The sequence below is a fragment of the Hydrogenophaga defluvii genome (genome assembly GCF_042665235.1).
In the GTDB taxonomy this organism is placed as follows: domain Bacteria; phylum Pseudomonadota; class Gammaproteobacteria; order Burkholderiales; family Burkholderiaceae_C; genus Hydrogenophaga; species Hydrogenophaga defluvii_A.
This window is the reverse complement of record NZ_JBHTBZ010000068.1, coordinates 147,250-171,622: the sequence shown is the minus strand read 5'-3', so window position 1 is coordinate 171,622 and position 24,373 is coordinate 147,250. Positions and strand designations below refer to the sequence as shown.

Below are 24,373 nucleotides of genomic sequence, written 5' to 3'. Positions count from 1 at the left end.
GAAACCTCAGACGCCTTTGTGGAACACCAAGCCGGCGTGCTCGCGCATGGCGTGGAACTTGATCTTGGGCCAGTTGGCCTCCACCGCGCGCAGGGTGGCCGCGTGGTCCACCAGCAGCGTGGGGGCATCCACCGCGTCCAGGGCCACGCGGTGGCTGTTGGCGTCGATGAAACGTTTCAGCTCCACCTCGCCGCCGTCCTCGGGCGCACAGGTCACCCAGCGCGCCACCTGGTAGGGGCTGCCCATGATGCGGGCCTTGACGCCGTACTCGTGCTCCAGCCGGTGCGCCACCACCTCAAACTGCAGTTGACCCACGGCGCCGAGCAGCAACACCGAACCCGCCACCGGGCGGAACACCTGGATGGCGCCTTCCTCACCCAACTGGGTGAGGCCGGCCTTGAGCTGTTTGGTGCGCAACGGGTCGGCCACTTCCACGCTGCGGATGATTTCGGGCGCGAAGAACGGCAAGCCCGTGAACTGCAGCGCTTCGCCTTCGGTCAGCGTGTCGCCCAGTTGCAGCACCCCGTGGTTGGGAATACCGATGATGTCGCCGGCAAAGGCCTCGTCGAGCAGCTCGCGGCGCTGTGACAAGAAGGACACCACGGTGTTGGGCCGCAGCTCCTTGCCGCTGCGCACCACCTTCAGGCGCATGCCACGCTCGAAGTGGCCGGAGGCCACGCGCACGAAGGCGATGCGGTCGCGGTGCGCCGGGTCCATGTTGGCCTGGATCTTGAACACCACGCCACTGAACTTGGGCTCGTCCGGGTGCACCACCCGCTGGATGGCGGGGCGCTCGGACGGGGGCGGCGCCAGATCGACGAGGGCGTCCAGCACCTCGCGGACGCCAAAGTTGTTGACGGCCGAGCCGAACAGCATGGGCGTTTGTTTGCCGGCCAGGAATTCGGCCTCTTCAAAAGCGGGCGAGGCGCCGGCCACCAGCTCCAGCTCGTCGCGGGCCTGCTCGAATTCGCTGCCAAAACGCTTGACGCTTTCGGGGTTGTCCAGACCGGCCAGCACTTCCTCGTCGCCACCACGTTTGTCCTCACCGGCGGCAAACACGCGCATCTGATCGGTGCGGCGGTCGTAGACGCCACGGAAGGTCTTGCCCATGCCGACTGGCCAGGTGAAGGGCACGACGGTCATGCCCAGCTCGCGCTCAATCTCATCCATCAGGTCCAGCGGCTGCTGCACCTCGCGGTCCATCTTGTTCACAAAGGTGAGGATGGGCGTGTTGCGCGCGCGGCAAACCTGCAGCAGGCGCCGCGTCTGGGGTTCCACGCCGTTGCCGGCGTCGATGACCATGAGCGCGGCATCCACGGCGGTGAGCACGCGGTAGGTGTCTTCCGAGAAGTCTTGGTGGCCCGGGGTGTCCAGCAGGTTGATGACGCAGTCGCGGTACTCCATCTGCATCACCGACGAAGCCACCGAAATGCCACGCTGCTTTTCAATCTCCATCCAGTCGGACGTGGCATGGCGCGCAGCCTTGCGCGCCTTGACCGAGCCCGCGATGTTGATCGCGCCCGAGAACAGCAGCAGCTTCTCGGTGAGCGTGGTCTTGCCGGCGTCGGGGTGGGAAATGATGGCGAAGGTGCGGCGGCGCCGGGTTTCGCTGGGAATTCTGCTGCTGTCCATGGCTGTGCTTGTGCGGCGCCGCGTGCTGCGGCGAGCTTGCGATTATCGGATGCCGGCGGGGCTTCAGATGAGGCGGTGGATCTTGCGGTGGCGCCAGACGCCCCGGAAGTACGCCGTCTGCAGCGCCAGCATGGCCAGGTAAGCCACCGGAAACGCGATCCAGATGCCTTCCAGGCCCAGGCGGGCGTTGAGGCCCCAGGCCACGCCCACCTGCACCACCAAAATGCAGGCGATGCTGATCAGCGTGGGCACCAGCACCACACCACTGGCGCGCATGATGGCGCCCACCACCGCCTGAAAACCGAACACCAGCAGGCTCCAGAGCATGATGTGCAGCAGGTGTTCGGCCTGTGCGAGCACCTCGTGCTGGGTGAGGAACAGGCCCAGCAGCGCGTGCGACAGCGCATAGCCCAGCAGCACAAAGCTGCCGGTGAGCGCGGTGTTCAGCCACAGGCCGGTTCGCAGAATGAGCCCCAGCCGCTCGGTCGCACCCGCACCAATGGCCTGTGAGGCCAGGATCGACGCGGTGATGGCGATAGAAAGCGCCGGGAACTGCACGTAATTGACCACCTGCGTCACCGCGCCATAGGCCGCCGTGGCCTGCGATCCGTGCTGGTTCACCAGCGAGAGGATGACCAACTCCGACAGCGAAATCACCACCATCTGCACCCCGGTGGGCAGGCCGATGCGCAACACCTTGCCCAAGATGACGCGGTCAAACCGGAGGGCGGCCAACAACTTGCGGTTGGGTGCCATCACATGCCCGATGCGGCGCAGCCGCACGGCCAGGAAACCCAAGGCCGCCAGCGTGGACAGGAAACTGGCCACCGCCGCGCTCACCGTGCCCAGGCGCGGCAGCCCCAGCCAGCCCTGGATGAGTGCCGGCGTGAGGATCAGGCCCAGCACGGTGGACAACAACAGCGCCAGCAGGGGCGAGACGGTGTCGCTCACCCCGCGCAGCAGTTGGGTGGACAAGATGAACACCAGCAGCACCGGCATGCTCAGCATCATCACGCGGGCATAGGCCAGGGCATCTTCCAGCACGTCCGCCGGCGTGCCCAGGGCCTCCATGGCCGGGCGGGCAAACAAGGCGCCCAACACCGCCGCCGTCACGCCCACCAGTGCCCCCAGCGTGAGCGCAGAGCCCGCGATGGCCCGCACCTTGGCCGGCTCGCGCGCACCCCACGCCTGCCCCACCAGCACCGAGGCACCGGCCCCCAGGCCAATGATCAGCGAAACAAAAAAGAAAACGATGGGGAACATGCCAGCCACCGAGGCCAGCGCGTGGGTGCCCAGCATCTGACCTATAAAAATGCCGTTGAGCGTGCCGGAGAGGCCCTGCAGGATGTTGGCCAGAATCATGGGCACCAGCAGCATCAGGTAGGTGCGCCACAGGGGCGGTGGTACGGCAGGAACAGTGGTCGTCATACAACTGAGTGAAAAAGAATCAAGTGGCGGGCTGAGCGGCGTCGAATCCGCCACTGGCAAGGCGGCCAATGTGTTGCCGCACGTCCTGCGGCCAGTGAGCGGTGTATTGTTCAAACGCGCTCGCATCACCTGCGAACAGCGCCCGCGAGGCTTCCTCAAAACCCGGCAGATCTGCGGCCAGCGCGCTCATACAACGGTAGGCCCGCTCGCGCGCCAGACGCTGCGCGTCCGCGTCGGCATGTTGGCGCCGCGCCTCGTCCACCAGCCGCCGCAAGGCCGCCGATGCCCCACCCTGCTGCTGCGCCAGCCACTCCCAGTGCCGGGGCAACAAGGTGACCTCGCGCGCCACCACGCCCAGGCGGGGCCGGCCCACGGTCGGTGCGGGGTCGGACACCACGGGCAAAGGCCGGTCCAACACGGCGCCGGTGCTGTCGTCAAACACCAGCAGCCCTTCGTTCGATGCCGGCATGGCATCGAGCAGGCGGGTCACTTCGGCATAGGTGCCGGCGGCCACGCGTCTATCCCCCAGGAAGGCGGTACAGGTGGGTGGGTCGGATGGGTGCTCAGGCAGGGTCATGCCAAAATTATACCCGGGTTTTATTTTTTACCCGGGTCAAATAAAGTCCGATGCCTGTCCTCCAATGGGACAATAGCGCCCATGCACCCAAAAGCTTTGCTGGACGAGAGCGCCAGCCTGATCGAAAAAATCTTCAAGTTCGACCACCCCGCCGACGCGGTGGTGGCCCGTCATTTCCGGGAGAACAAGTCCCTCGGCCCGCGCGAGCGCGCCACCCTGTCCGACACGGTGTTCGCTGTGTTGCGCGAGCGCTTGCGGCTCGAATGGCTCGCCCGCTCGGGCAGTGGCTCCAAGTGGCGGCGCCTGGCCATCCTGGGCTTCCCTGGCGACCGCGACTTTCTGAAAAGCGCCCTCACCGAGCAGGAGAAAACCTGGCTGGACCACTGCTTGGCGGTGAAAGACGCCGACCTGATGGCGCCGCACCGCCACAACCTGCCGGAATGGCTGGCCACAGCGCTGCAAGCGCAACTGGGCGGCGAATTTGATGCCCTGGTGCGCAGCCTGAACGAGGTGGCGCCTCTCGATTTGCGGGTAAATGCCCTCAAAGCCAAACGCCCGTCGGTGCTGGAAGCACTGGCGAAAGCGGGCATCAAAGCCCAGGCCACACCCCACTCGCCGCTCGGTATCCGGGTGGAGGGCAAACCCTCGCTGGCCAAACTGCCGCTGTTCACCCAGGGCGATGTGGAGGTGCAGGACGAAGGCTCGCAACTGCTGACCCTGCTGCTGGAGCCCAAGCGCGGCGAAATGGTGGTGGACTTCTGTGCCGGCGCGGGCGGCAAAACCCTGGCCATCGGCGCGGCCATGCGCAACAGCGGCCGCCTCTACGCCTTTGACACCTCGGCCCACCGGCTCGACGCCATCAAACCCCGCCTGGCGCGCAGCGGCCTGAGCAACGTGCACCCAGTGGCCATTGCCCACGAGCGCGACGAGCGCATCAAACGCCTGGCCGGCAAAATCGACCGCGTGCTGGTGGACGCGCCCTGCTCCGGCCTGGGCACGCTGCGCCGCCACCCCGACCTGAAGTGGCGCCAAACCCCCGCCACGGTGGCCGAACTGGTGCTGTTGCAAAGCGCCATCCTGGCCAGCGCAGCGCGCCTGCTCAAACCCGGCGGCCGGCTGGTGTACGCCACCTGCAGCCTGTTGCCCGACGAAAACGAGGCCGTGGCTGCGGGGTTCGGGCAGGCCCACCCCGAATTCATGCCGGTGGACGCGGCCGAATGCCTGGCCCGCGCCCAGGTGACGGACGCCGACAAACTGTGCCACAACGGCCAACTCCGCCTGTGGCCCCACCGGCACGGCAGCGACGGCTTTTTTGCCGCTGTGTGGGAGAAAAAGGCCTGATCGGCCTTGATTGGCGTCAATATGGACGCATTTCTGACAGACATTGGGGCAATCGCACCATGCTGCAGCGCAGCACTTGGTGAAAAGCGCTGCACAACCTAAAATCGGGGGCTGTCCGGATTCTGCGAACCGGGCCCCCTGACCCCCGTTCTCAAAGGAACACGATGACCGTTTTCGATACCGGCCTGGACATGGTGCTGAATTTCTTGTCCAACGGCCTGACTGGCGCCACGTGGTGGCAGATGGTGCTGATCGCCCTGGTGCTGACCCACATCACCATCGCCAGCGTCACCATTTACCTGCACCGCCACCAGGCGCACCGCTCGATGGAGCTGCATCCCATCGCTTCGCACTTCTTCCGCTTCTGGCTCTGGATGACCACAGGCCAGGTGACCAAGGAGTGGGCCGCCATCCACCGCAAACACCACGCCAAGTGCGAACGCGAAGGCGATCCGCACAGCCCTCACGTGTTTGGCATCAAGACCGTGTTCTGGAAGGGCGCCGAGCTGTACCGCGCCGAATCGAAAAATGCCGAAACCATGGCACGTTACGGCCATGGCACGCCAGACGACTGGATGGAGCGCAATGTGTACACGCGCCATTCGGCGCTGGGCGTCAGCCTGATGCTGATCATTGACGTGACCTTGTTTGGTGCCGGCGGCTTGGCGGTCTGGGCCTTGCAGATGGCGTGGATTCCCATCACCGCTGCCGGCATCGTCAACGGCATTGGCCACTGGTGGGGTTACCGCAATTTTGAAGCGGTGGACGCCAGCACCAACATCTCGCCCTGGGGCATCATCATCGGTGGCGAAGAGTTGCACAACAACCACCACACCTACCCCACCTCGGCCAAGCTGTCGGTCAAGCCCTTTGAATTCGACATCGGCTGGCTGTACATCAGCATCCTGCAGTACATGGGCCTGGCCAAGGTCAAGAAGATCGCGCCGCAACTGGTGTTGGGAGAAGTCAAACCCGTGGCCGATGCCAAGACGCTGGAAGCCATCATCGCCAACCGTTACGAAGTGATGGCCCGCTACGCCCGTGAGATGCGCGCCGCTGCTGGCCACGAACTGGAAACACTGCGCGCCAAGCGTTTCGACTCCTCGGCACTCGATGCGGCCCGCCGCTGGCTGCACCGCGACGACGACAAGGTGCCGGCCGACGTGAAGCCCAAGGTGCAACAGACCATCGCCGCATCGCCCGTGCTGGCCAAGATGCACACCATGCGCGAAGAGCTGCGCGCCCTGTGGTCCAGTACCAACGCCTCCCGCGACCAACTGGCCCTGGACCTGCAAGCCTGGTGCAAACGCGCAGAAGACAGCGGCATCGCCGCCCTGCGCGACTTTTCGGTGAAACTTCGCTCTGCCCACGCCTGATGGCCTTCGTCTGCGCCGTGCCCCAGGGGGCGGCGCAAACGGACAACAAAAAACCCGCTGTGAAAACAGCGGGTTTTTTGTTGGGCGTTAGGCTCAATTATTTGAGCTTGATTTCCTTGTAGTCCACGTGCTTGCGGGCGACCGGATCAAATTTCTTGATCAGCATCTTGTCCGGCGTGGTCTTCTTGTTTTTGGAGGTGGTGTAGAAGTGGCCGGTTCCAGCGGTGGATTCCAGCTTGATCTTCTCGCGTGCGCCTTTGGTTGCCATGGTGTGTGCTCCTTAAGCTTGGCCGTTGGCGCGCATGTCGGCCAGCACAGCGTCGATACCGTTTTTGTCGATCAGGCGCAGGGCAGCACCCGAGACGCGCAGGCGAACCCAGCGGTTCTCGCTCTCGACCCAGAAACGGCGGTATTGCAGGTTCGGCAGGAACCGGCGCTTGGTTTTGTTGTTGGCGTGGGAAACGTTGTTCCCGACCATGGGCTTCTTGCCCGTCACTTCGCAGACGCGTGCCATGAAGGACACTCCGATCAATCAAACAGCTCGTCGCAGCGGGCCGGCCCTCTGAACAGGGCCAACTGGCGATCAAGCTTCACCTCGCCAAGAAAAGGGTGGCGGTAACCCAATTTGCTGAAATGTGAGGCGCACCTTCCCAGGCGCGCCACTCAGCAAAGCCCGCAATTATAGCCCGAAGCTCAGGCTTCGTTCTGTTCCAGGAAACGCTGGGCGTCCAACGCGGCCATACAGCCGGTACCGGCGCTGGTAATGGCCTGGCGGTAGACGTGGTCCTGCACGTCGCCGGCGGCAAACACGCCGGGCACACTGGTCATGGTGGCAAAACCCTTGAGACCACTCTGGGTGACGATGTAGCCGTTGTCCATGGTCAGCTGGCCCTGGAAGATGTCGGTGTTGGGCGCGTGGCCGATGGCGATGAAACAGCCCTGCAGTGCGATGTCCTCGGTGGTGCCGTCCACGGTGCTTTTGACGCGGATGCCGGTCACACCGGTGTGATCGCCCAGCACCTCGTCCAGCGTCTTGAAGGTTTTCAGTTCAATCTTGCCGGCCGCCACCTTTTCCATCAGTTTGTCCACCAGGATGGGCTCGGCCTTGAACTTGTCGCGGCGGTGCACCAGATAGACCTTGCTGGCGATGTTGGACAGGTACAGCGCCTCTTCCACGGCGGTGTTGCCGCCACCCACCACGCAGCACACCTGGTCGCGGTAGAAAAACCCATCGCAGGTGGCGCAACCGCTCACGCCTTTGCCCATGAAGGCCTCTTCGGAGGGCAGACCCAGGTACTTGGCCGAAGCGCCGGTGGCGATGATGAGCGAGTCACAGGTGTAGGTGTCGCTGTCGCCCTTGAGGGTAAAAGGTCGCTTGGAAAAATCCACCGCGTTGATGTGATCGAACACGATTTCGGTCTTGAAACGCTCGGCATGCTCCTGAAACCGCTGCATCAGCTCGGGGCCTTGCACACCCATCACGTCGGCCGGCCAGTTGTCCACTTCGGTCGTCGTCATGAGCTGGCCGCCTTGTGCCAAGCCGGTGATCAGAACCGGGTTGAGGTTGGCGCGTGCGGCGTAGACGGCGGCGGTGTAACCGGCGGGACCGGAGCCGAGGATGAGGACTTTGGCGTGTTTCATGGTGAAAAATGTGCAGTGGGCGTTGACCCTGGATTGTAAGAACCGCACCGGACGGCCGGACTGTACGGAAACCCATTCCCCCACACCGACTGCGGTAAGCTTGCTGGCTGACTGCGGGAGCCTATGACCTATTCCTTGAACACCCTCAATGTTGATCGGCAGAACCCGCCCACCTCGGGCGTGGCGCGGTTTGCACAGGAAATTGCCCTGGTGCTGGGTGCGGCCGCCTTGTTGTTCTGGCTGATCGCGCTGCTCAGCCACTCGCTGGCCGATCCCGCCTGGTCCACCACCGGGACACGGGCCGAGGTGCACAACTGGGGGGGCCGCGTCGGCGCCCTGCTGTCGGACGGGAGCTACTACCTGTTGGGCTTCTCGGTCTGGTGGTGTGTGGCCGCTGCGGTGCGGGCCTGGCTGGCCGGCTTGGCCCGCTGGTTGCGCGTGGCGCGCGACGAAACAGTGGCCCCAGCATCGGACAGCATGGCCTGGTGGCAACGACCGCCTGCGCAGCGGGCCGCCTTCTGGCTGGCGCTGCTGGTGTTGTTGGCCGCCAGCACGTTGTTGGAATGGGGCCGCCTCTACCGCATGGAGCCCCACCTGCCTGGCCACGCCGGGGGGGTGCTGGGCGCCAGCCTGGGCCCGCTGGCCACGCGCTGGCTGGGTTTCACCGGCAGCACGCTGCTGGCGCTGGCCCTGATCGTGCTCGCGTCGGGCTGGGTCTTCCGGTTCTCGTGGGGGCATTGGGCCGAACGCCTGGGTGAACGGCTGGACCGGTGGTTTGAGACCCGGCGCGAAAAACGCGAGGCCACGGAAGACCTGCGCATCGGCGAACAGGCGGCCAAAGCGCGCGAGGAGGTGGTGGAGGAAGCCCGCGTCGAGATCAAGGAACACCATGCGCCGCCGGTCAAGATCATTGAGCCCATGCTGGTCGATGTGCCCAAAAGCGAGCGTGTGATCAAGGAGCGGCAGAAGCCCCTGTTCACCGAAATGCCCGACAGCAAGCTGCCCCAGGTCGATCTGCTGGACGCGGCCCCGGGCCAGCAGAACACGGTGTCGCCCGAAACGCTGGAGATGACCAGCCGCCTGATCGAGAAAAAGCTCAAGGACTTTGGCGTCGAAGTGCGCGTGGTGGCCGCCGCGCCCGGCCCGGTGATCACCCGCTACGAAATCGAGCCGGCCACCGGCGTCAAGGGCTCACAAATCGTCAACCTCGCGCGCGATCTGGCGCGTTCGCTCTCGCTGGTGTCCATCCGCGTGATCGAGACCATCCCGGGCAAAAACCTGATGGCGCTGGAACTGCCCAACGCCAAGCGCCAGATGATCAAGCTCAGCGAAATTTTGGGCTCGCAGGTCTACCACGAGGCCAAAAGCCTGCTGACCATGGGCCTGGGCAAGGACATCGGCGGCCAGCCGGTGGTGGCCGATCTGGCCAAGATGCCGCACTGCCTGGTGGCCGGTACCACCGGCTCGGGCAAGTCGGTGGGTATCAACGCCATGATTTTGAGCCTGCTCTACAAGGCCGATGCCAAGGACGTGCGCCTGCTGCTGATCGACCCCAAGATGCTGGAGATGAGCGTCTACGAAGGCATTCCGCACCTGCTGGCCCCCGTGGTGACCGACATGAAACAGGCCGCCCACGGCCTGAACTGGTGTGTGGCCGAGATGGAGAAACGCTACAAGCTCATGAGCAAGATGGGCGTGCGCAACCTGGCGGGTTTCAACACCAAGATCGACGAGGCCACGGCGCGTGGCGAACACATCGGCAACCCCTTCAGCCTCACGCCCGAGCAGCCCGAACCGCTGGAGCGCCTGCCTTACATCGTGGTCGTCATCGACGAACTGGCCGACCTGATGATGGTGGTGGGCAAGAAGATCGAGGAGCTGATCGCCCGCCTGGCACAAAAGGCGCGCGCGGCCGGCATCCACCTCATCCTGGCCACCCAGCGCCCCAGCGTGGACGTGATCACCGGCCTGATCAAGGCCAACATCCCCACCCGCTTGTCCTTCCAGGTGAGCAGCAAAATCGACAGCCGCACCATCCTCGACCAGATGGGCGCCGAAGCCTTGCTGGGCATGGGCGACATGCTCTACATGCCCTCGGGCACGGGCTTCCCGGTGCGGGTGCACGGCGCCTTTGTGAGCGACGACGAGGTGCACCGCGTGGTGGCCTACCTCAAGGAGCAGGGCGGCGAGCCCAACTACATCGAAGGCCTGCTGGATGGCGGCAGCGCCGACGGTGACGGTGGCGACCTGTTTGGCGAAGGCGGCGGCGGTGGTGACAGCGGCGGCGAAAAAGACCCCATGTACGACCAGGCCGTGGCCGTGGTGTTGCAAGACCGCAAGGCCAGCATTTCCTACGTGCAGCGCAAGCTCAAGATCGGCTACAACCGTTCGGCCCGACTGCTCGAAGACATGGAAAAGGCCGGCCTGGTGAGCTCGCTCACCAGCAGCGGCCAGCGCGACATCCTCGTGGCGGCCCGTGGTGGCAACGATGATTGAAACAGGCGGCAACGCCAGGGAACCCGTGGTGCCGCCAGGTGCTCAGAACCGCATGCCTTCGTCTATTCAGTTGTTCTTGAAATCCCTCTCGCTGGGCCTCGCATTGTGGTGTGGCGCGGCCCAGGCCGACGGCCTGCAGGCGCTGGAGCAGTTCTTGCGCAGCACCCAGAGTGGCAGCACCACCTTCACCCAGACCGTTACCTCTCCTCTGCGCCAGGGCGAGACGGTGGCGCGCAGCAAAACCTCCAGCGGCACGTTCGAATTTTCCCGACCGGACCGCTTCCGCTTTCAATACACCAAGCCCTTTGAGCAACTCATCGTGGCCGACGGCCAGACGCTGTGGTTACACGACATCGACCTCAACCAGGTGGCGGCCCGCAAACAAAGCGAGGTGCTGGGCAACACGCCGGCTGCCATCATCGCCTCGGCCGCCGACCTCAAGGCCTTGTCGGCCGTGTTCACCCTTGGCAACGCGCCTGAACGCGATGGGATGGAATGGGTGCTGGCCACGCCGCGCAACCGCGATGCACAACTGCAGTCGGTGCACCTGGGCTTCAAGCAAGGGCAACTCGCGGCCCTGGAAATGCTGGACAGCTTTGGGCAACGTTCGGTGCTGCGGTTTGGCGCCCTCGATGTGAGTACCCGCTTGCCCGCAGAACGTTTCCGCTTCACGCCACCGGCGGGCGTGGACGTGCTCAGGCAGTGAGCCCCGTCAGGGCGCAGGCTCCACACACACGCGGCCTTTGGCCGCCATCTGCAAACAACGCGGCAGCGGGTAGCGCCACTCGCCACGCACGGCGCCGATCATTTCCAGCACCGTCTCGGCCGGGCGGGCGCTGACGTAGTAGTCGTAGATGTGCCCATTGACCACCAGCGCCGCCTGCGGCGAGCCGCTGCGCCCACTGCTGGCGCGGTCCAGCGCATCTTTCAGCGGTTTGACTTCGGGCGGCAACTGCGCGGCAGGTGGCACCGATGCGCGTATCGGTTTGGTGACGTAGCTGAAGCGCACACCTTTGAACTCCGGCGCCGCCAGCAATTGCGGCAGCTCGGTGGTGCGCCAGGCCTTGCAGGGCGGGCAGTCGTCGCCGCCCATCCAGATCAGGTGGATGTCGGGCTGGGGCGGAGCAGCCTGCGCCAGCGCAACAGGTGCCCACAGAGCCAGGCAAAACCAGGCCAGCCGGGTCATGCGAAACCCAACACCACGCGCCGCGTCTGGGCGCTTTTTTTCTCGATTTTGGTCACCACCACCGCACCAATCTCGACGGTGTTGGCCACATGGGTGCCGCCACAGGGCTGCAGGTCGATCAGCTCCGCCGCGCCGATGCGGATGGTGCGCACCGTGCCACTGCCACGCGGAGGCGACACGCTCATGCTCTTGACCAAGGCAGGGTTGTCGTCCAACTCGGCATCGGTGATGGCGCCCACCACCACCGGGTGCGCAGCGGCTACCAACGCGGCAATGCCCTGCGTCAGCACCTCTTTATCGAGCGGCTCGGTCATGTGAAAGTCCAAGCGCGCGTAGTCGGGCGTGATGGAGCAACCGTCCACCGGTTGGGCCACCAGGTGGCACAACAAATGGGTGGTGGTGTGAAAGCGCATCAGGCGCAAACGCCGAGGCCAGTCAAGCTGCGCGCGAACGGAACTGCCGACGTGCAACGCCGCCAGCAAGGCGTCTTGCCCCGCTGCGGGCACGTGCACGATGTCGGCCGTGGGGCGGCCTTCGGCGTCCTTCGCCTTGCGGGTGTCGGCGATGTGCAGCACACGGCCATCACCCAGCACCAGTTGGCCGGCATCACCCGCTTGGCCGCCACCCAGGGGGTAGAACACCGTGCGGTCCAGCACCACGCCCGCCTCGGTCACGGCCACCACTTGGGCCTCGCAGGCCTGTTGGTAACTGTCGCTGCGACACAGGTCTTGCGTCATGCCAGCAAGCCCAGTTCCGCGTCGCTGGCGCTGTGTTCGTATTTGTTGCGCGGTGGCCAAGGGCGGCTGCGCCAGTGGGGCTCGAAGCAGAACGAGGACCGCGTGCGGCCCGGCAACAGCCCCCCGTTGCCGGCGCCCTTGGCGTAGTCGTGGTAGACCTTGACGATTTCTTCCTCCGTGACCTGCTGCGCGGCGGGGTGCGCCAGGCAGGCATCGCGCCAGCGCCGCACACGCGCGTAGGCCGGGTCGTCGGGCAGCTCGAAGCCCTCGTAGTAGGCCAGGAACCAGAAACGCATGAAAAAGGGCGTGTACACCGCCTCGGCCCAGCCAAAGTCGTCGAACAGCCAGGTGCCGTCGGGCGCGTGTTGCAGCAGAAAGTCGTTCAGACGGGCGTACTGCTTGAGCATGTGTTCACGAAAGGCCTCGCGTTTGTCCGGGTCCTGGTTCATCACCCAGGTGTAGCCGGCCGCCACAAAATCCCCCTCCATGCGGCACAACATGCCTTCCACCGCACGCAAGTAAGGATCGCGTTGCGCCACCGGCGGCTCGGGGAACAGGTCTTCAAGGTACTGCAGGATGACCAGGCTTTCCTTGAGGATGTGGCCGTCGGCCGTCTCCAGCACCGGCAACGCGGTGGTGCCCCGCGTCTTGGCCAGCAGCCAGTCGGGCCGGGGCTGGGTGATGTCCACCACCACAAAACGCACGGCGTCCTGACGGCCTTTGAGGGCCAACAAAATCTCCAGCCGCTGGCAGAACGGGCAGACGGGGATGTGGTAGACGGTGATGGGGCTCATGAGGCGGGGGTCGGCTGGGCCGACGCGGGCAGGCCAAACACGCGGTCGAACACCCAGGTGAACACCATGGTGTAGACCAAGAAGAACAGCAGGAGGCCCAGGTCGGTGATGAGGGCGTGCCAGTAGCTCATGTCCAGCCAATGCGCCACCAGCGGCACCAGCAACAGGGCCAGTCCGCCCTCAAAACCCAAACCGTGTGCCACCCGGCGCGCGAGCGAGCGGCCCCGCACCACCTGGCGCGCTTCCCAGCGTTCAAAAAACCAGTTGAACAGGTAGTTCCATGTCAGGGCGACGGTGGACATGGCCACGCTCAGGCCCAGGGCCGAGCCCACCGGCTCGTCAAACATCCAGCCCAAGGCCGGCGTGACCAGGGCGATGGCGAAAGATTCGTACAGAACGGCTTGAACAATGCGGCGGTTGCGGGGTGACATCCACCGATTGTGCCGCGCATGGCAAAAACTTGCCCGCGTGGCTGGGCCACAATGCTTGCCATGTCCACTCCGCACACGCCCCTGCCCGAACGCCTGCGCCCCCGCACCTTGGGCGATGTGGTGGGCCAGCAGCACCTGCTGGGCGAAGGCATGCCACTGCGCATCGCCTTCGAATCGGGCCAACCCCACAGCTGCATCCTCTGGGGGCCGCCCGGCGTGGGCAAAACCACCATCGCGCGGCTCATGGCCGATGCTTTTGACGCGCAGTTCATCGCCATCAGCGCGGTGCTCGGCGGCGTCAAAGACATCCGCGAGGCGGTGGACCAGGCCTTGCTGGCGCGCGACGGCCTGGAGCAGCGCCGCACCATCGTGTTTGTGGACGAGGTGCACCGATTCAACAAGAGCCAACAGGACGCGTTTTTGCCCCATGTGGAAAGTGGCCTGTTCACCTTCATCGGCGCCACCACCGAAAACCCGTCGTTCGAAGTCAACTCCGCCCTGCTCTCGCGCGCCGCCGTCTACGTGCTGCAACCACTCACCGAAGACGATCTGCGGCTGATCGTGACCAAGGCCCGCGCCATCGATGCCGTGCCGCCCGTGCAGCCCGAGGCCGAACAGCGCCTGCTCGCCTATGCCGATGGCGATGCACGCCGGCTGCTGGGCACACTGGAAACGCTGGCTGTGGCCGCCGGGGTGCAAAAGCAGCCCGAGATCACCGACGCCTGGCTGCTCAAGGTGCTGGGCGAACGCCTGCGCCGCTACGACAAAGGCGGCGAACAGTTCTACGACACCATCAGCGCCCTGCACAAAAGCGTGCGTGGCTCCGACCCCGACGCGGCGTTGTACTGGCTGGTGCGCATGCTCGACGGCGGGGCCGACCCGCGCTACATGGCACGCCGTCTGGTGCGCATGGCGGCCGAAGACATTGGCCTGGCCGATCCCCGCGCCCTGCGCCTGGCGCTGGACGCCGCCGAGGTCTACGAGCGCCTGGGCAGCCCCGAGGGCGAACTGGCCCTGGCCGAATGTGTGGTCTACCTGGCCGTGGCGCCCAAGTCGAACGCCGTTTACAAGGCCTACAACGCCGCCCGCGCCTTCGTCAAAAAAGACGGCAGCCGCCCGGTGCCCATGCACCTGCGCAACGCCCCCACCCGCTTGATGAAAGACCTGGACTACGGCAAAGGCTACCGCTACGCCCATGACGAAGCCGACGGTTTTGCCGCCGGCGAAACCTACCTGCCCGATGGCATGGCAGCGCCCGGCTTCTACCAACCGGTGGAGCGGGGGCTGGAAATCAAGATCGCCGACAAGCTGCGCCAGCTGGCCCAACGCAACCATGAAGCAAGAACATCAGATTAACCATTAGAACAACTAATGATTAGCGCTATTTGCATCAGTCGATGGTCGGACACCCCTAATTTCAAGGGTTTTCCCGAGCTTCTACGGGCATACCCGTATACGGCGCCCCGTTACAGATCACTACAATCCCGCCCACTCTCACCCGCAGCGGTCCCGGCGCCACAGGCTCCGAATCCGGCTGGCGGGTTTTTTGCTACCTCGTCAGGCTTGGGGTCTTGAACCCCAGCTTTCTGTCCAAACCGGAGAAACCTGAATGGAAACCTTGCTGCAGCAGATCATCAACGGTCTGGTTCTCGGCAGTATGTACGCCTTGGTGGCCCTGGGCTACACCATGGTGTACGGCATCATCGGCCTGATCAACTTTGCCCACGGTGACGTGCTGATGGTGGGCGCGCTCACCAGCTGGACCATCATCGTCACCATGCGCGACGCCATGCCGGGCGCGCCGGGCTGGCTGATCCTGCTGCTGGCCTTGGTGATTGCCATGGTCGTGTGTGCGCTGCTCAACTTCACCATCGAGAAGCTGGCCTACCGGCCCTTGCGCAACTCGCCCCGGCTGGCACCGCTGATCACGGCGATGGGCATGTCCATCCTGCTGCAGACGCTGGCGATGATCATCTGGAAGCCCAATCCGAAGTCCTACCCGTCCATGTTGCCAACCGACCCCATCAACGTGGGTGGCGCGGTGATTTCCGTCACACAAATCTTCATTCTGGGCACCACCGCCGTGGTGCTGGCCGGCCTGATGTACATGGTCAACAAGACCAACCTGGGCCGCGCCATGCGCGCCACCGCCGAAAACCCGCGGGTGGCCGGCCTCATGGGCATCAAGCCCGACATGGTGATTTCGGCCACCTTCATCATCGGCGCCATGCTCGCTGCCATCGCCGGTGTGATGTGGGCAGCCAACTACGGCACGGTGCAGCACTCCATGGGCTTCATGCCCGGCCTCAAGGCTTTTGTGGCGGCTGTGTTTGGTGGCATCGGCAACCTCGCCGGTGCGGTGGTCGGCGGCATCTCGCTGGGCCTGATCGAATCCCTGGGCGCAGGTTACCTGGGGGCGCTGACCGGCGGCTTCCTGGGCAGCCAGTACACCGATATCTTCGCCTTCATCGTGTTGGCCATCGTGCTCACCCTGCGCCCCTCGGGTCTGCTGGGTGAACGTGTGGCCGACCGTGCCTGACGCGAAGGAGACCTCATCATGATGAATTCCAAACAAGGCAAACTGATCACCTTCCTGATCGCAGCCGTGGCCCTGCTGGTGCTGCCGCTGATCTTGCAGACCTTTGGCAACGCCTGGGTCCGCATCATTGACATGGCCCTGCTGTTCGTGTTGCTGGCGCTGGGCCTGAACATCGTGGTCGGCTACGCCGGCCTGCTGGACCTGGGCTATGTCGCCTTCTTCGCGGTGGGCGCCTACATCATGGGCCTGCTGGGCTCACCCCACCTGGCCGACGCCTTTCCCGCCATCAAGGCGGCCTTTCCCAACGGCATCCACTACAACATCTGGGTGCTGATGATTTTTGCGGCCATCGTGGCCGGGGTGGCCGGGGTGGTTCTGGGCGCACCCACGCTCAAACTGCGCGGCGACTACCTGGCCATCGTGACCCTGGGCTTCGGTGAAATCATCCGCATCTTCATGCTCAACATGGACCGTCCGGTGAACATCACCAACGGCCCCAAGGGCCTGAGCCAGATCGACTCCATCTCCATCTTCGGTGTCAACCTGGGCAAGAAGCTGACCATCGGCGACTTCACCTTCCAGCCTGTCACGCTGTACTACTACCTGTTCCTGTTCCTGGTGGTGCTCTCCGTCATCATCTGCTACCGCCTGGAGCGCTCGCGCATCGGCCGCGCATGGATGGCCGTGCGTGAAGACGAGATTGCCGCCAAAGCCATGGGCCTGAACACCCGCAACCTCAAGCTGCTGGCTTTCGGCATGGGCGCCTCCTTCGGTGGCGTGTCCGGTGTGCTGTTCGCCTCTTTCCAGGGCTTTGTATCGCCCGAATCCTTCTCGCTGATGGAGTCGGTGATGATCGTGGCCATGGTGGTGCTGGGTGGCATTGGCCACATCCCGGGTGTCATCCTGGGCGCCCTGCTGCTGGCCGGCCTGCCCGAGGTGCTGCGCCACGTGGCCACGCCGCTGCAAGCACTGACCGACGGCCGTCTGGCCCCCGAAATCCTGCGCCAGCTGCTGGTGGCCCTGGCCATGATCGTCATCATGCTGCTGCGTCCGCGTGGCCTGTGGCCCGCGCCCGAACACGGCAAGTCGCTGAGCAAGTAATTCACCGAGGCACACCACATGTCTGAAACCATTCTGAAAGTGGCCGGCGTCTCCAAACGTTTCGGCGGCCTGCAGGCGCTGAGCGACGTCGGCATCGAGATCCAGCGCGGCCAGGTCTACGGCCTGATCGGCCCCAACGGCGCCGGCAAGACCACCTTCTTCAACGTGCTGACCGGCCTCTACACGCCCGACAGCGGCACCTTCGAGCTGGCCGGAAAACCCTACACCCCCACCGCCGTGCACGAAGTGGCCAAGGCTGGCATCGCACGCACCTTCCAGAACATCCGGCTGTTCGCCGAAATGACGGCACTGGAAAACGTGATGGTCGGCCGCCATGTGCGCACCCACTCGGGCTTGATCGGCGCCGTGTTGCGCACCCCCGGCTTCAAGGCCGAGGAAAAGGCCATTGCCGAGCGCGCCCAGGAGCTGCTGGAGTACGTGGGCATTGGCAAATACGCCGACTACAAAGCGCGCACTCTCAGTTATGGCGACCAGCGTCGCTTGGAAATCGCGCGTGCCTTGGCGACCGATCCCCAGCTGATTGCGCTGGACGAACCGGCCGCCGGCATGAACGCCACCGAAAAGGTGATGCTGCGCGAGCTGATCGACCGCATCCGCAACGACAAGCGCACCATCCTGCTGATCGAACACGACGTCAAACTGGTGATGGGCCTGTGCGACCGCATGACCGTGCTCGACTACGGCAAGCAACTCGCCAGCGGCACGCCCAGCGAAGTGCAGAAGAACCCCAAGGTGATCGAGGCCTATCTGGGCACCGGCGGCCACTGAGCGAGAAAGAACATGTCACAAACCCTACTCAAAGTCAGCGGCCTGAAGGTCGCCTACGGCGGCATCAAGGCGGTCAAAGGTGTGGACCTTGAAGTTCGCGAAAAAGAGCTGGTCACCCTGATTGGCTCCAACGGCGCCGGCAAAACCACCACCATGAAGGCGGTGACCGGCACCCTGGCCATGGAAGGCGGCGACATCGAATACCTGGGCAAAAGCATCAAGGGCAAAGGTTCGTGGGACCTGGTCCGCGAAGGCCTGGTCATGGTGCCCGAAGGCCGTGGTGTGTTCACCCGCATGACCATTACCGAAAACCTGCAGATGGGCGCCTACATCCGCTCCGATAAAGCCGGCATCGCCGCCGACATCGAGCGCATGTTCACCATCTTCCCGCGTCTGCGCGAGCGCAAGGACCAACTGGCCGGCACCATGTCGGGCGGCGAGCAACAGATGCTGGCCATGGGCCGCGCGCTGATGAGCCAGCCCAAGGTGCTGCTGCTCGACGAACCCTCCATGGGCCTGTCGCCCATCATGGTGGACAAAATCTTCGAAGTGGTGCGCGATGTGTCGGCCCAAGGCGTGACCATTTTGCTGGTGGAGCAGAACGCCCGCCGCGCCCTGCAGATCGCCGACCGGGGCTACGTGATGGACTCGGGTGAAATCACCATGAACGGCCTTGGCAAAGACATGCTCGACGACCCGAAAGTGCGCGCCGCGTACCTCGGCGAATAAGCCAACATTCCATCAAAACTAGAATAGAGGGTTGCGCACAACGGTGCGCAACCCTTTTTTTCATTGCCAACATGAACACCCCAGCCGCTGCCCACACCCACACCGCCGTTGCCGACGACAACCAGCTGATCACGGAACGCCGCGAGAAGCTCAAGGCGCTGCGCGAGCAGAAACAGGCTGCGGGCGAGCCGGTGTTCCCCAACGATTTCAAGCCCGCCGACCGCGCACAAGACCTGTTCGAGCGTTATGACGCGATGAGCAAAGAAGAATTGGAACCGCTCAAGGTGCGCGCCAGCGTGGCGGGCCGCATGATGCTCAAGCGCGTGATGGGCAAGGCCAGCTTCGCCACCCTGCAGGACGCTTCTTTTGGTCCGTCCAACGGCCGCATCCAGATTTACCTGGGCAACGACAGCGTGGGCGAAGAAGCGCATGCCGCCTTCAAGCACTGGGACCTGGGCGACATCGTGGCCGCCGAAGGCACGGTGTTCAAGACGCGCACCGGTGAACTCACCCTCCAGGCCGACAAGGTGGTGCTGCTCACCAAGAGCCTGCGCCCCATGCCGGACAAGTTCCACGGCGTGAGCGATCAGGAGATCAAGTACCGCCAGCGCTATGTGGACCTGATGACCGACGAGGCCGCGCGCAAGCGTTTCATGGCCCGCAGCCAGGGTGTGACGCACCTGCGGGAGTTCATGGTCCAGCACGGCTTTCTGGAGGTGGAAACGCCCATGCTGCACCCCATCCCCGGCGGTGCCAATGCCAAGCCGTTTGAAACCCACCACAACGCGCTGGACCAGCAGATGTTCCTGCGCATCGCGCCCGAGCTGTACCTCAAGCGTCTGATCGTGGGCGGCTTCGAGCGCGTGTTCGAGATCAACCGCAACTTCCGCAACGAAGGCATCTCGGTGCGCCACAACCCCGAGTTCACCATGATGGAGTTCTACGCGGCGTACTGGAACTACCGCGACCTGATGGACTACACCGAGGCGCTGATCCGCGATGTGGCACAAAACACCTGCGGCACCCAGCAACTGAGCTACCAAGGCCAGCCGGTGGACCTGAGCCAGCCCTTTGCGCGCCTGACCATACGCGAAGCCATCCTCAAGTACACCGAAGCCGGCGACCACGTGGACAGCCGCAGCTGGCTCATCAACGAGTTGCGCAAGCTGGGCCTGACCGAAGAAAAGGACAAGCTCTCGGCGCGCAGCCTGGCCAGCCTGCAGGTGATGTACTTCGAAGAGAAGGTGGAAGAGCAGCTGTGGCAGCCCACCTTCATCATGGAGCACCCGACCGAAATCTCGCCGCTGGCGCGCGCCAACGACGAGCGCCCCGAGGTGACCGAGCGCTTCGAGCTCTACATCACCGGTCGCGAATTCGGCAACGGCTTCTCAGAGCTGAACGACGCCGAAGACCAGGCGGCCCGCTTCCACGCCCAGGTGGCCAACAAGGACGCCGGTGACGACGAGGCCATGTTCTTCGACCACGACTTCGTGCGCGCGCTCGAATACGGCATGCCCCCCACCGGTGGCTGTGGCATCGGCATCGACCGCCTGATGATGCTGCTGACCGACAGCGCGAGCATCCGCGACATCATCCTCTTCCCCGCGCTGCGCCGCGAAGGCTGACGCAAAGCCCCGGGCGCGTGGAGGGCGAGCAGCTTGCCCACAACCGCCACGCCGCCTAAGATGATGACTCTGACAACAGTGTGGGCGCCGCTGGCCTGTGGCGGCCGTCCATCGCCAGGGAGCGCGGTCACCTCTTTTTGCCCATGTCAGTGCGCCTGCGCCCGGATTTGCCTGTAAACAAGACGCTGCTGCGCCTGCGGACTTGCCGTAGGCTGTTGTTCGGGTTGGCCCTGCTGGCGATGACGCCTTGGGTGCTGGCGGCACACGGCCAAACCTTGGTGCTGGGCGTGTTCGACAACCTCGGCGAAGGTCGCACACAGCGCCAATATGCGCCACTGATCGAACACCTCAACAGCCAGCTGCAGCACGAACGCATCGAGCTCAAGGTGTTGTCGCAGCAGGACCTGGAGGACGGCATCGCCAGCCGCACGCTGGCCTTCGTCACGACCACGCCCACCCACTTCGTTTTTCTGCGCCAACGCTGGCCACTGGCTGGCGTGATGGCCACGCTGGTGACGGCCGAAGACGGAGCGCCAGCGTCTCAGTTCGGTGGCGTGGTGCTGCGCCGGCGGGAACGCACCGAGTGGCGCGCCCTGACCGATGTGCGTGGGCGCCGGGTGGCGGTGGCCAGCCGGCTGCACATGGCCTGGCGGGCCCCCGCCTTCGAGCTGCGGCAACGCCACATCGTCGTGCCCGACGCGCTGGCGCAGGTGTTGGAGGTGGACTCCCACGAAAACGCCATCGCAGCCGTGTTGGACGACCGCGCGGATTTCGCTTTCGTGCGCACCGGCATCCTGGAAAAACTCACCCTCAACGGCATGCTGGACCCCGAGCGCATCAGCGTGGTCGAGCCACAAACCCACACCGGCTTCCCCTTGCAAAGCTCCACCCGCCTGTACCCCGAATGGCCGGTGTTCGCCCTGCCCCATGTGGATGAGCGCATGGTGCGCCGCGTGGCGTCGGCCCTGTACGCGCTGGAACCCGACCACCCGGCCGTGCGCGCGGCTGGCATACACGGCTTCACCACCCCGGCCGACTACCTGCCGGTGGAAAACATGGCGCGGGTGTTGCGCCTGCCACCTTTCGATCAGCCACCGGTCATCACCCTGGGTGATGTGCTGCAGCAGTGGCGCAACGAGCTGCTGGCCACCGGGGTGGCCGGGCTGCTGATCGCCGCGCTGGCCTTTCAGCTGTGGCGCGTGCAACACCGGGCAGCTGCGCGCCAGCGCCTGGCCATGCGCGTGTTTGAAACCACCAGCGAAGCGATTGTGGTCACCGATGCACAGGACCGGGTGGTGACCGTCAACCCCGCTTTCTGCCGCAACACGGGCTACCTGGAACGCGAGGTGCAAGGCAGGCCACACGCGCGGCTGCTGGCCCCCTCGCCTGCCAACTGGCAGGCCCAGGTGCAGGCTGCACTGCACGAAGGCGGTGAATGGTCGGGCGAGGTGATGAGCCGACGCAAAAACGGCGAGCTGTTTCCCGAGTGGTTGACCATCAGCCACATCCAGGACAAAAACCACAAGGTCAGCGCCTACGTGCACGTGCACACCAACTTGAGCGAAATCCGCCGCGCCGAAGCACGCGCCGAACAACTGGCGTCGCACGACGCGTTGACCGGGCTGGCCAACCGCACGCAGTTCCAGCTGACCCTGGCGCAAACACTGCCACAACTGTCGCAGTCACAACGGTTTGCCGGCGTGCTGCTGCTCGACATCGACCGCTTCAAACACATCAACGAAGCACGCGGACTGGCGCTGGGCGACAGTCTGCTCAAGGCCGTGGCCACACAATTGCGCCGACACCTGCACAGCGAGGACGTGCTCGCGCGGCTGGACGGCGACACCTTCGCACTGCTGCCCCGTCGGGGTGCCCCCAGCCGCGAAGCCGCCGGGCGCGAAGCCCTGGCCCTGGCCGAACGGTTGCGGGGCCTGCTGCAAGAAACCGTGCTGCCTGACGGCGAGTTGTTTGCACTGGACTTGAGTGTGGGCATTGCCCTGTGCCCGGACCCGCAAAGCCCGCAGGCCGAAGATGTGATGCGCCTGGCCGACACGGCGCTGCACAAGGCCAAGGCCGAAGGCGGCGCGCGCACCACCTTTTTTGAGGCCGCCATGGGCGAGGCGGTGGAGCAGCGTTTCCGCGTGGAGCGCGAGCTGCGCCAAGCGATTGCGCAGGGCGACTTGCGCTGCCACCTGCAGTCACAGGTGCGTGCCGACGGTCAGTTGGTGGGGGCCGAAGCCCTGGTTCGCTGGGCCCACCCCGAGCGCGGGCTGGTGCCCCCAGCGGTGTTTGTGCCGATCGCAGAAATGTCCGACCTCGTGGTGGCGCTGGACCGCTGGATGCTGGCCCAGGTCTGTCAGCTTCTGGTACGCCTGGACCGGCAGGGGCTGGCTCTGCGGCTGTCGGTCAACATCAGTCCGCGCCATTTCCAGCGCAGCGATTTTGTCGATTCGGTGCGCCTGCAGCTGGCCGACAGCGGCGCCGACCCGGCGCGGCTGGTGCTGGAAGTCACCGAAGGCATGGTCATGGGTGACCTCGCCGAAGCGGTGCGCAAGATGACCGAACTCAGCGCCCTGGGGCTGCACTTTTCGATGGACGACTTTGGCACCGGCTACTCGTCGCTGGCTTACCTCAAACGCCTGCCCATCAGCGAGCTCAAGATCGACAAAAGTTTTGTGCAGGATGCCACCAGCAACCCGCAGGATGCGGCCCTGGTGGACACCATCCTGGCGGTGGCCCGCCAACTGCACCTGCAGGTGGTGGCCGAAGGGGTGGAAACGCCAGAGCAGGCGGCTTTTCTCGATCAGCGCGGCGAGGTGGCCCGCCAAGGTTACCTCTACGGCCGCCCCGAACCCATGGACGCCTGGCTGGCACGTGTCGCGCCCACTGCCCCCGCTTCGCTTCAGGCGTAGGCGGCCAGGGCAGCGCGCATCTTCTTCATGGCGGCCACCTCGATCTGGCGCACTCGCTCGGCGCTCACGCCGTACTCGGCCGCCAGCTCGTGCAACGTCATGCCGCCCGAGCCGTCGTCGTTCACCTTGAGCCAACGTTCGGCCACGATGCGGCGCGAGCGGTCGTCCAGCTGCGCCATGGCGTGCGCAATGCCGTCGGTGGCCAGGCGGTCGCGGTGCTGGTTTTCCAACACGGCGGTGGGCTCGTGCGCGGCGTCAGACAGGTAAGCGATGGGGCCGTAGGTCTCCTCGCCGTCGTCCGACGGGCTCGGGTCCAGCACCACGTCACCACCCGACAGGCGGCGCTCCATTTCCATCACTTCTTCGCGCTTCACGTTCAGTTCGCGCGCCACCACATCCACTTCGCTGTCGTTCAGCGTTTCGCGGTAGGTGGCCAGGTCGGCCTCGGCGGCGTCGGTCTTGAAGCCCTGCTTCATGGAGCGCAGGTTGAAGAACAGCTTGCGCTGCGCCTTGGTGGTGGCCACCTTGACCATGCGCCAGTTCTTCAGGATGTACTCGTGGATTTCGGCCTTGATCCAGTGCAGCGCGTAGCTGACCAGGCGCACGCCCTGGTCGGGGTCGAAGCGCTTGACGGCCTTCATCAGCCCCACGTTGCCTTCCTGGATCAAATCACCGTGTGGCAGGCCGTAGCCCAGGTACTGGCGCGACACCGACACCACCAGGCGCAGGTGCGACATCACCAGCTTGCCCGCGGCTTCCAGGTTGTTTTCGTCGCGCAGTTGGCGGGCAAAGCTCTGCTCCTCCTGCAGCGTGAGCATGGGCAGGCGGTTGACGGCCGAGATGTAAGCGTCCAGGTTGCCCAGCGGGGGCAGCACCATGGCCGATGCCCAGGGCTTGCTCAGCGCCACGGCGGTCGAATTCGGGTTGTGAGAAACGGTCATTTCGTCACCTTTCTGTGCATGTCCTGATGGGACAGTTCAAATGTTAGCACTCCTTGAGAGCGAGTGCTAAACAAAAGGTTCCACAACCCCACACACCA

At 64.7% G+C, this 24,373-nt stretch carries 22 protein-coding genes; 11 read left to right on the top strand and 11 right to left on the bottom strand.

What is annotated here, in order from left to right; all coding sequences use genetic code 11:
• Positions 1–6: 6 nt before the first annotated feature.
• The 3 genes from ACFQU0_RS19200 to ACFQU0_RS19190 form a co-directional block, all read right to left on the bottom strand.
• Positions 7–1,632: a peptide chain release factor 3 gene (locus ACFQU0_RS19200; RefSeq protein ID WP_382203425.1), complete on the bottom strand. Its 1,626-nt coding sequence runs from the start codon at positions 1,630–1,632 to the stop codon at positions 7–9.
• Positions 1,633–1,695: 63 nt separating this feature from the next.
• The gene (locus ACFQU0_RS19195; RefSeq protein WP_382203423.1) at positions 1,696–3,060 is read right to left on the bottom strand and encodes an MATE family efflux transporter; all 1,365 of its coding nucleotides are present in this window, start codon (positions 3,058–3,060) and stop codon (positions 1,696–1,698) included.
• Positions 3,061–3,079: 19 nt separating this feature from the next.
• A complete protein-coding gene (locus tag ACFQU0_RS19190; RefSeq protein WP_382203421.1) occupies positions 3,080–3,637 on the bottom strand; it encodes a DUF2239 family protein in 558 nt (185 codons plus the stop codon).
• A gap of 81 nt (positions 3,638–3,718) precedes the next feature.
• Between ACFQU0_RS19190 and ACFQU0_RS19185 the strand changes: the two genes are divergently transcribed.
• Positions 3,719–4,978 carry an RsmB/NOP family class I SAM-dependent RNA methyltransferase gene (locus ACFQU0_RS19185; RefSeq protein WP_382203419.1) on the top strand — a complete coding sequence of 420 codons (1,260 nt, stop codon included), beginning with the start codon at positions 3,719–3,721 and terminating at the stop codon, positions 4,976–4,978.
• Between the two features lie 164 nt (positions 4,979–5,142).
• Entirely contained in the window at positions 5,143–6,354 is a 1,212-nt protein-coding gene (locus tag ACFQU0_RS19180) for a DesA family fatty acid desaturase (RefSeq protein ID WP_382203417.1), read from the top strand.
• A gap of 97 nt (positions 6,355–6,451) precedes the next feature.
• On the opposite strand, the gene rpmG is transcribed toward ACFQU0_RS19180, so the two are convergent.
• The 3 genes from rpmG to trxB all read right to left on the bottom strand — a co-directional run bounded on the left by rpmG (position 6,452) and on the right by trxB (position 7,995).
• Positions 6,452–6,622, bottom strand: coding sequence for a 50S ribosomal protein L33 (gene rpmG / locus ACFQU0_RS19175; RefSeq protein ID WP_374406294.1), 171 nt, complete (start codon positions 6,620–6,622; stop codon positions 6,452–6,454).
• Positions 6,623–6,634: 12 nt separating this feature from the next.
• Positions 6,635–6,868, bottom strand: coding sequence for a 50S ribosomal protein L28 (rpmB, locus tag ACFQU0_RS19170; RefSeq protein ID WP_342128501.1), 234 nt, complete (start codon positions 6,866–6,868; stop codon positions 6,635–6,637).
• 179 nt (positions 6,869–7,047) lie between these two features.
• Positions 7,048–7,995, bottom strand: a complete 948-nt coding sequence (gene trxB, locus ACFQU0_RS19165) for a thioredoxin-disulfide reductase (protein WP_382203414.1) — start codon at positions 7,993–7,995, stop codon at positions 7,048–7,050.
• A gap of 123 nt (positions 7,996–8,118) precedes the next feature.
• Here trxB and ACFQU0_RS19160 point away from each other — a divergent pair, with 123 nt between their 5' ends.
• Positions 8,119–10,491 carry a DNA translocase FtsK gene (locus tag ACFQU0_RS19160; protein WP_382203412.1) on the top strand — a complete coding sequence of 791 codons (2,373 nt, stop codon included), beginning with the start codon at positions 8,119–8,121 and terminating at the stop codon, positions 10,489–10,491.
• Positions 10,492–10,543: 52 nt separating this feature from the next.
• Positions 10,544–11,197 carry an outer membrane lipoprotein periplasmic chaperone LolA gene (lolA, locus tag ACFQU0_RS19155; RefSeq protein WP_382203559.1) on the top strand — a complete coding sequence of 218 codons (654 nt, stop codon included), beginning with the start codon at positions 10,544–10,546 and terminating at the stop codon, positions 11,195–11,197.
• 6 nt (positions 11,198–11,203) lie between these two features.
• Here lolA and ACFQU0_RS19150 read toward each other — a convergent pair whose 3' ends face one another.
• The 4 genes from ACFQU0_RS19150 to ACFQU0_RS19135 are packed head-to-tail and all read right to left on the bottom strand — an operon-like array spanning position 11,204 to position 13,639.
• Complete coding sequence (locus ACFQU0_RS19150; RefSeq protein WP_382203410.1) at positions 11,204–11,677, bottom strand: hypothetical protein; 474 nt, start codon at positions 11,675–11,677, stop codon at positions 11,204–11,206.
• The gene (locus ACFQU0_RS19145; RefSeq protein ID WP_382203408.1) at positions 11,674–12,414 is read right to left on the bottom strand and encodes an alanyl-tRNA editing protein; all 741 of its coding nucleotides are present in this window, start codon (positions 12,412–12,414) and stop codon (positions 11,674–11,676) included. The genes ACFQU0_RS19150 and ACFQU0_RS19145 overlap by 4 nt, the downstream gene beginning before the upstream one ends.
• On the bottom strand, positions 12,411–13,208 hold the full coding sequence (locus tag ACFQU0_RS19140; RefSeq protein WP_382203406.1) for a glutathione S-transferase family protein: 798 nt from the start codon (positions 13,206–13,208) through the stop codon (positions 12,411–12,413). Before ACFQU0_RS19140 ends, ACFQU0_RS19145 begins: the two co-directional genes overlap by 4 nt.
• On the bottom strand, positions 13,205–13,639 hold the full coding sequence (locus ACFQU0_RS19135; RefSeq protein WP_382203404.1) for a PACE efflux transporter: 435 nt from the start codon (positions 13,637–13,639) through the stop codon (positions 13,205–13,207). Before ACFQU0_RS19135 ends, ACFQU0_RS19140 begins: the two co-directional genes overlap by 4 nt.
• Positions 13,640–13,699: 60 nt before the next feature.
• Between ACFQU0_RS19135 and ACFQU0_RS19130 the strand changes: the two genes are divergently transcribed.
• The 7 genes from ACFQU0_RS19130 (at position 13,700) to ACFQU0_RS19100 (ending at position 23,334) form a co-directional block, all read left to right on the top strand.
• Positions 13,700–14,995 carry a replication-associated recombination protein A gene (locus ACFQU0_RS19130; protein ID WP_382203402.1) on the top strand — a complete coding sequence of 432 codons (1,296 nt, stop codon included), beginning with the start codon at positions 13,700–13,702 and terminating at the stop codon, positions 14,993–14,995.
• 253 nt (positions 14,996–15,248) lie between these two features.
• Positions 15,249–16,178, top strand: a complete 930-nt coding sequence (locus tag ACFQU0_RS19125; RefSeq protein ID WP_382203400.1) for a branched-chain amino acid ABC transporter permease — start codon at positions 15,249–15,251, stop codon at positions 16,176–16,178.
• A gap of 18 nt (positions 16,179–16,196) precedes the next feature.
• Entirely contained in the window at positions 16,197–17,279 is a 1,083-nt protein-coding gene (locus ACFQU0_RS19120; protein WP_382203398.1) for a branched-chain amino acid ABC transporter permease, read from the top strand.
• An 18-nt stretch (positions 17,280–17,297) separates the two neighbouring features.
• Complete coding sequence (locus tag ACFQU0_RS19115) at positions 17,298–18,068, top strand: ABC transporter ATP-binding protein (RefSeq protein ID WP_382203396.1); 771 nt, start codon at positions 17,298–17,300, stop codon at positions 18,066–18,068.
• Positions 18,069–18,080: 12 nt separating this feature from the next.
• Positions 18,081–18,797: an ABC transporter ATP-binding protein gene (locus ACFQU0_RS19110; protein ID WP_382203394.1), complete on the top strand. Its 717-nt coding sequence runs from the start codon at positions 18,081–18,083 to the stop codon at positions 18,795–18,797.
• Positions 18,798–18,868: 71 nt separating this feature from the next.
• Positions 18,869–20,422 (top strand): lysine--tRNA ligase, encoded by a 1,554-nt coding sequence (lysS, locus tag ACFQU0_RS19105; RefSeq protein WP_382203392.1) that lies wholly within the window; start codon positions 18,869–18,871, stop codon positions 20,420–20,422.
• Between the two features lie 239 nt (positions 20,423–20,661).
• A complete protein-coding gene (locus tag ACFQU0_RS19100; protein WP_382203390.1) occupies positions 20,662–23,334 on the top strand; it encodes an EAL domain-containing protein in 2,673 nt (890 codons plus the stop codon).
• On the opposite strand, the gene rpoH is transcribed toward ACFQU0_RS19100, so the two are convergent.
• Entirely contained in the window at positions 23,325–24,275 is a 951-nt protein-coding gene (gene rpoH / locus ACFQU0_RS19095) for an RNA polymerase sigma factor RpoH (protein WP_382203388.1), read from the bottom strand. The two genes, ACFQU0_RS19100 and rpoH, sit on opposite strands and share 10 nt — an antisense overlap.
• Between the last annotated feature and the right edge of the window lie 98 nt (positions 24,276–24,373).

Excerpts from the sequence above, each read along its gene's own strand:
- lolA (WP_382203559.1), top strand. The coding sequence starts at position 10,544 with ATGCCTTCGTCTATTCAGTTGTTCTTGAAATCCCTCTCGCTGGGCCTC.
- ACFQU0_RS19110 (WP_382203394.1), top strand. The coding sequence starts at position 18,081 with ATGTCACAAACCCTACTCAAAGTCAGCGGCCTGAAGGTCGCCTACGGC.
- lysS (WP_382203392.1), top strand. The coding sequence starts at position 18,869 with ATGAACACCCCAGCCGCTGCCCACACCCACACCGCCGTTGCCGACGAC.
- ACFQU0_RS19160 (WP_382203412.1), top strand. The coding sequence starts at position 8,119 with ATGACCTATTCCTTGAACACCCTCAATGTTGATCGGCAGAACCCGCCC.
- rpmB (WP_342128501.1), bottom strand. The coding sequence starts at position 6,868 with ATGGCACGCGTCTGCGAAGTGACGGGCAAGAAGCCCATGGTCGGGAAC.
- ACFQU0_RS19130 (WP_382203402.1), top strand. The coding sequence starts at position 13,700 with ATGTCCACTCCGCACACGCCCCTGCCCGAACGCCTGCGCCCCCGCACC.
- ACFQU0_RS19125 (WP_382203400.1), top strand. The coding sequence starts at position 15,249 with ATGGAAACCTTGCTGCAGCAGATCATCAACGGTCTGGTTCTCGGCAGT.
- ACFQU0_RS19185 (WP_382203419.1), top strand. The coding sequence starts at position 3,719 with ATGCACCCAAAAGCTTTGCTGGACGAGAGCGCCAGCCTGATCGAAAAA.
- ACFQU0_RS19145 (WP_382203408.1), bottom strand. The coding sequence starts at position 12,414 with ATGACGCAAGACCTGTGTCGCAGCGACAGTTACCAACAGGCCTGCGAG.
- ACFQU0_RS19180 (WP_382203417.1), top strand. The coding sequence starts at position 5,143 with ATGACCGTTTTCGATACCGGCCTGGACATGGTGCTGAATTTCTTGTCC.
- ACFQU0_RS19195 (WP_382203423.1), bottom strand. The coding sequence starts at position 3,060 with ATGACGACCACTGTTCCTGCCGTACCACCGCCCCTGTGGCGCACCTAC.
- ACFQU0_RS19200 (WP_382203425.1), bottom strand. The coding sequence starts at position 1,632 with ATGGACAGCAGCAGAATTCCCAGCGAAACCCGGCGCCGCCGCACCTTC.
- rpmG (WP_374406294.1), bottom strand. The coding sequence starts at position 6,622 with ATGGCAACCAAAGGCGCACGCGAGAAGATCAAGCTGGAATCCACCGCT.
- ACFQU0_RS19135 (WP_382203404.1), bottom strand. The coding sequence starts at position 13,639 with ATGTCACCCCGCAACCGCCGCATTGTTCAAGCCGTTCTGTACGAATCT.
- rpoH (WP_382203388.1), bottom strand. The coding sequence starts at position 24,275 with ATGACCGTTTCTCACAACCCGAATTCGACCGCCGTGGCGCTGAGCAAG.
- trxB (WP_382203414.1), bottom strand. The coding sequence starts at position 7,995 with ATGAAACACGCCAAAGTCCTCATCCTCGGCTCCGGTCCCGCCGGTTAC.
- ACFQU0_RS19150 (WP_382203410.1), bottom strand. The coding sequence starts at position 11,677 with ATGACCCGGCTGGCCTGGTTTTGCCTGGCTCTGTGGGCACCTGTTGCG.
- ACFQU0_RS19115 (WP_382203396.1), top strand. The coding sequence starts at position 17,298 with ATGTCTGAAACCATTCTGAAAGTGGCCGGCGTCTCCAAACGTTTCGGC.
- ACFQU0_RS19140 (WP_382203406.1), bottom strand. The coding sequence starts at position 13,208 with ATGAGCCCCATCACCGTCTACCACATCCCCGTCTGCCCGTTCTGCCAG.
- ACFQU0_RS19100 (WP_382203390.1), top strand. The coding sequence starts at position 20,662 with ATGACGCCTTGGGTGCTGGCGGCACACGGCCAAACCTTGGTGCTGGGC.
- ACFQU0_RS19120 (WP_382203398.1), top strand. The coding sequence starts at position 16,197 with ATGATGAATTCCAAACAAGGCAAACTGATCACCTTCCTGATCGCAGCC.
- ACFQU0_RS19190 (WP_382203421.1), bottom strand. The coding sequence starts at position 3,637 with ATGACCCTGCCTGAGCACCCATCCGACCCACCCACCTGTACCGCCTTC.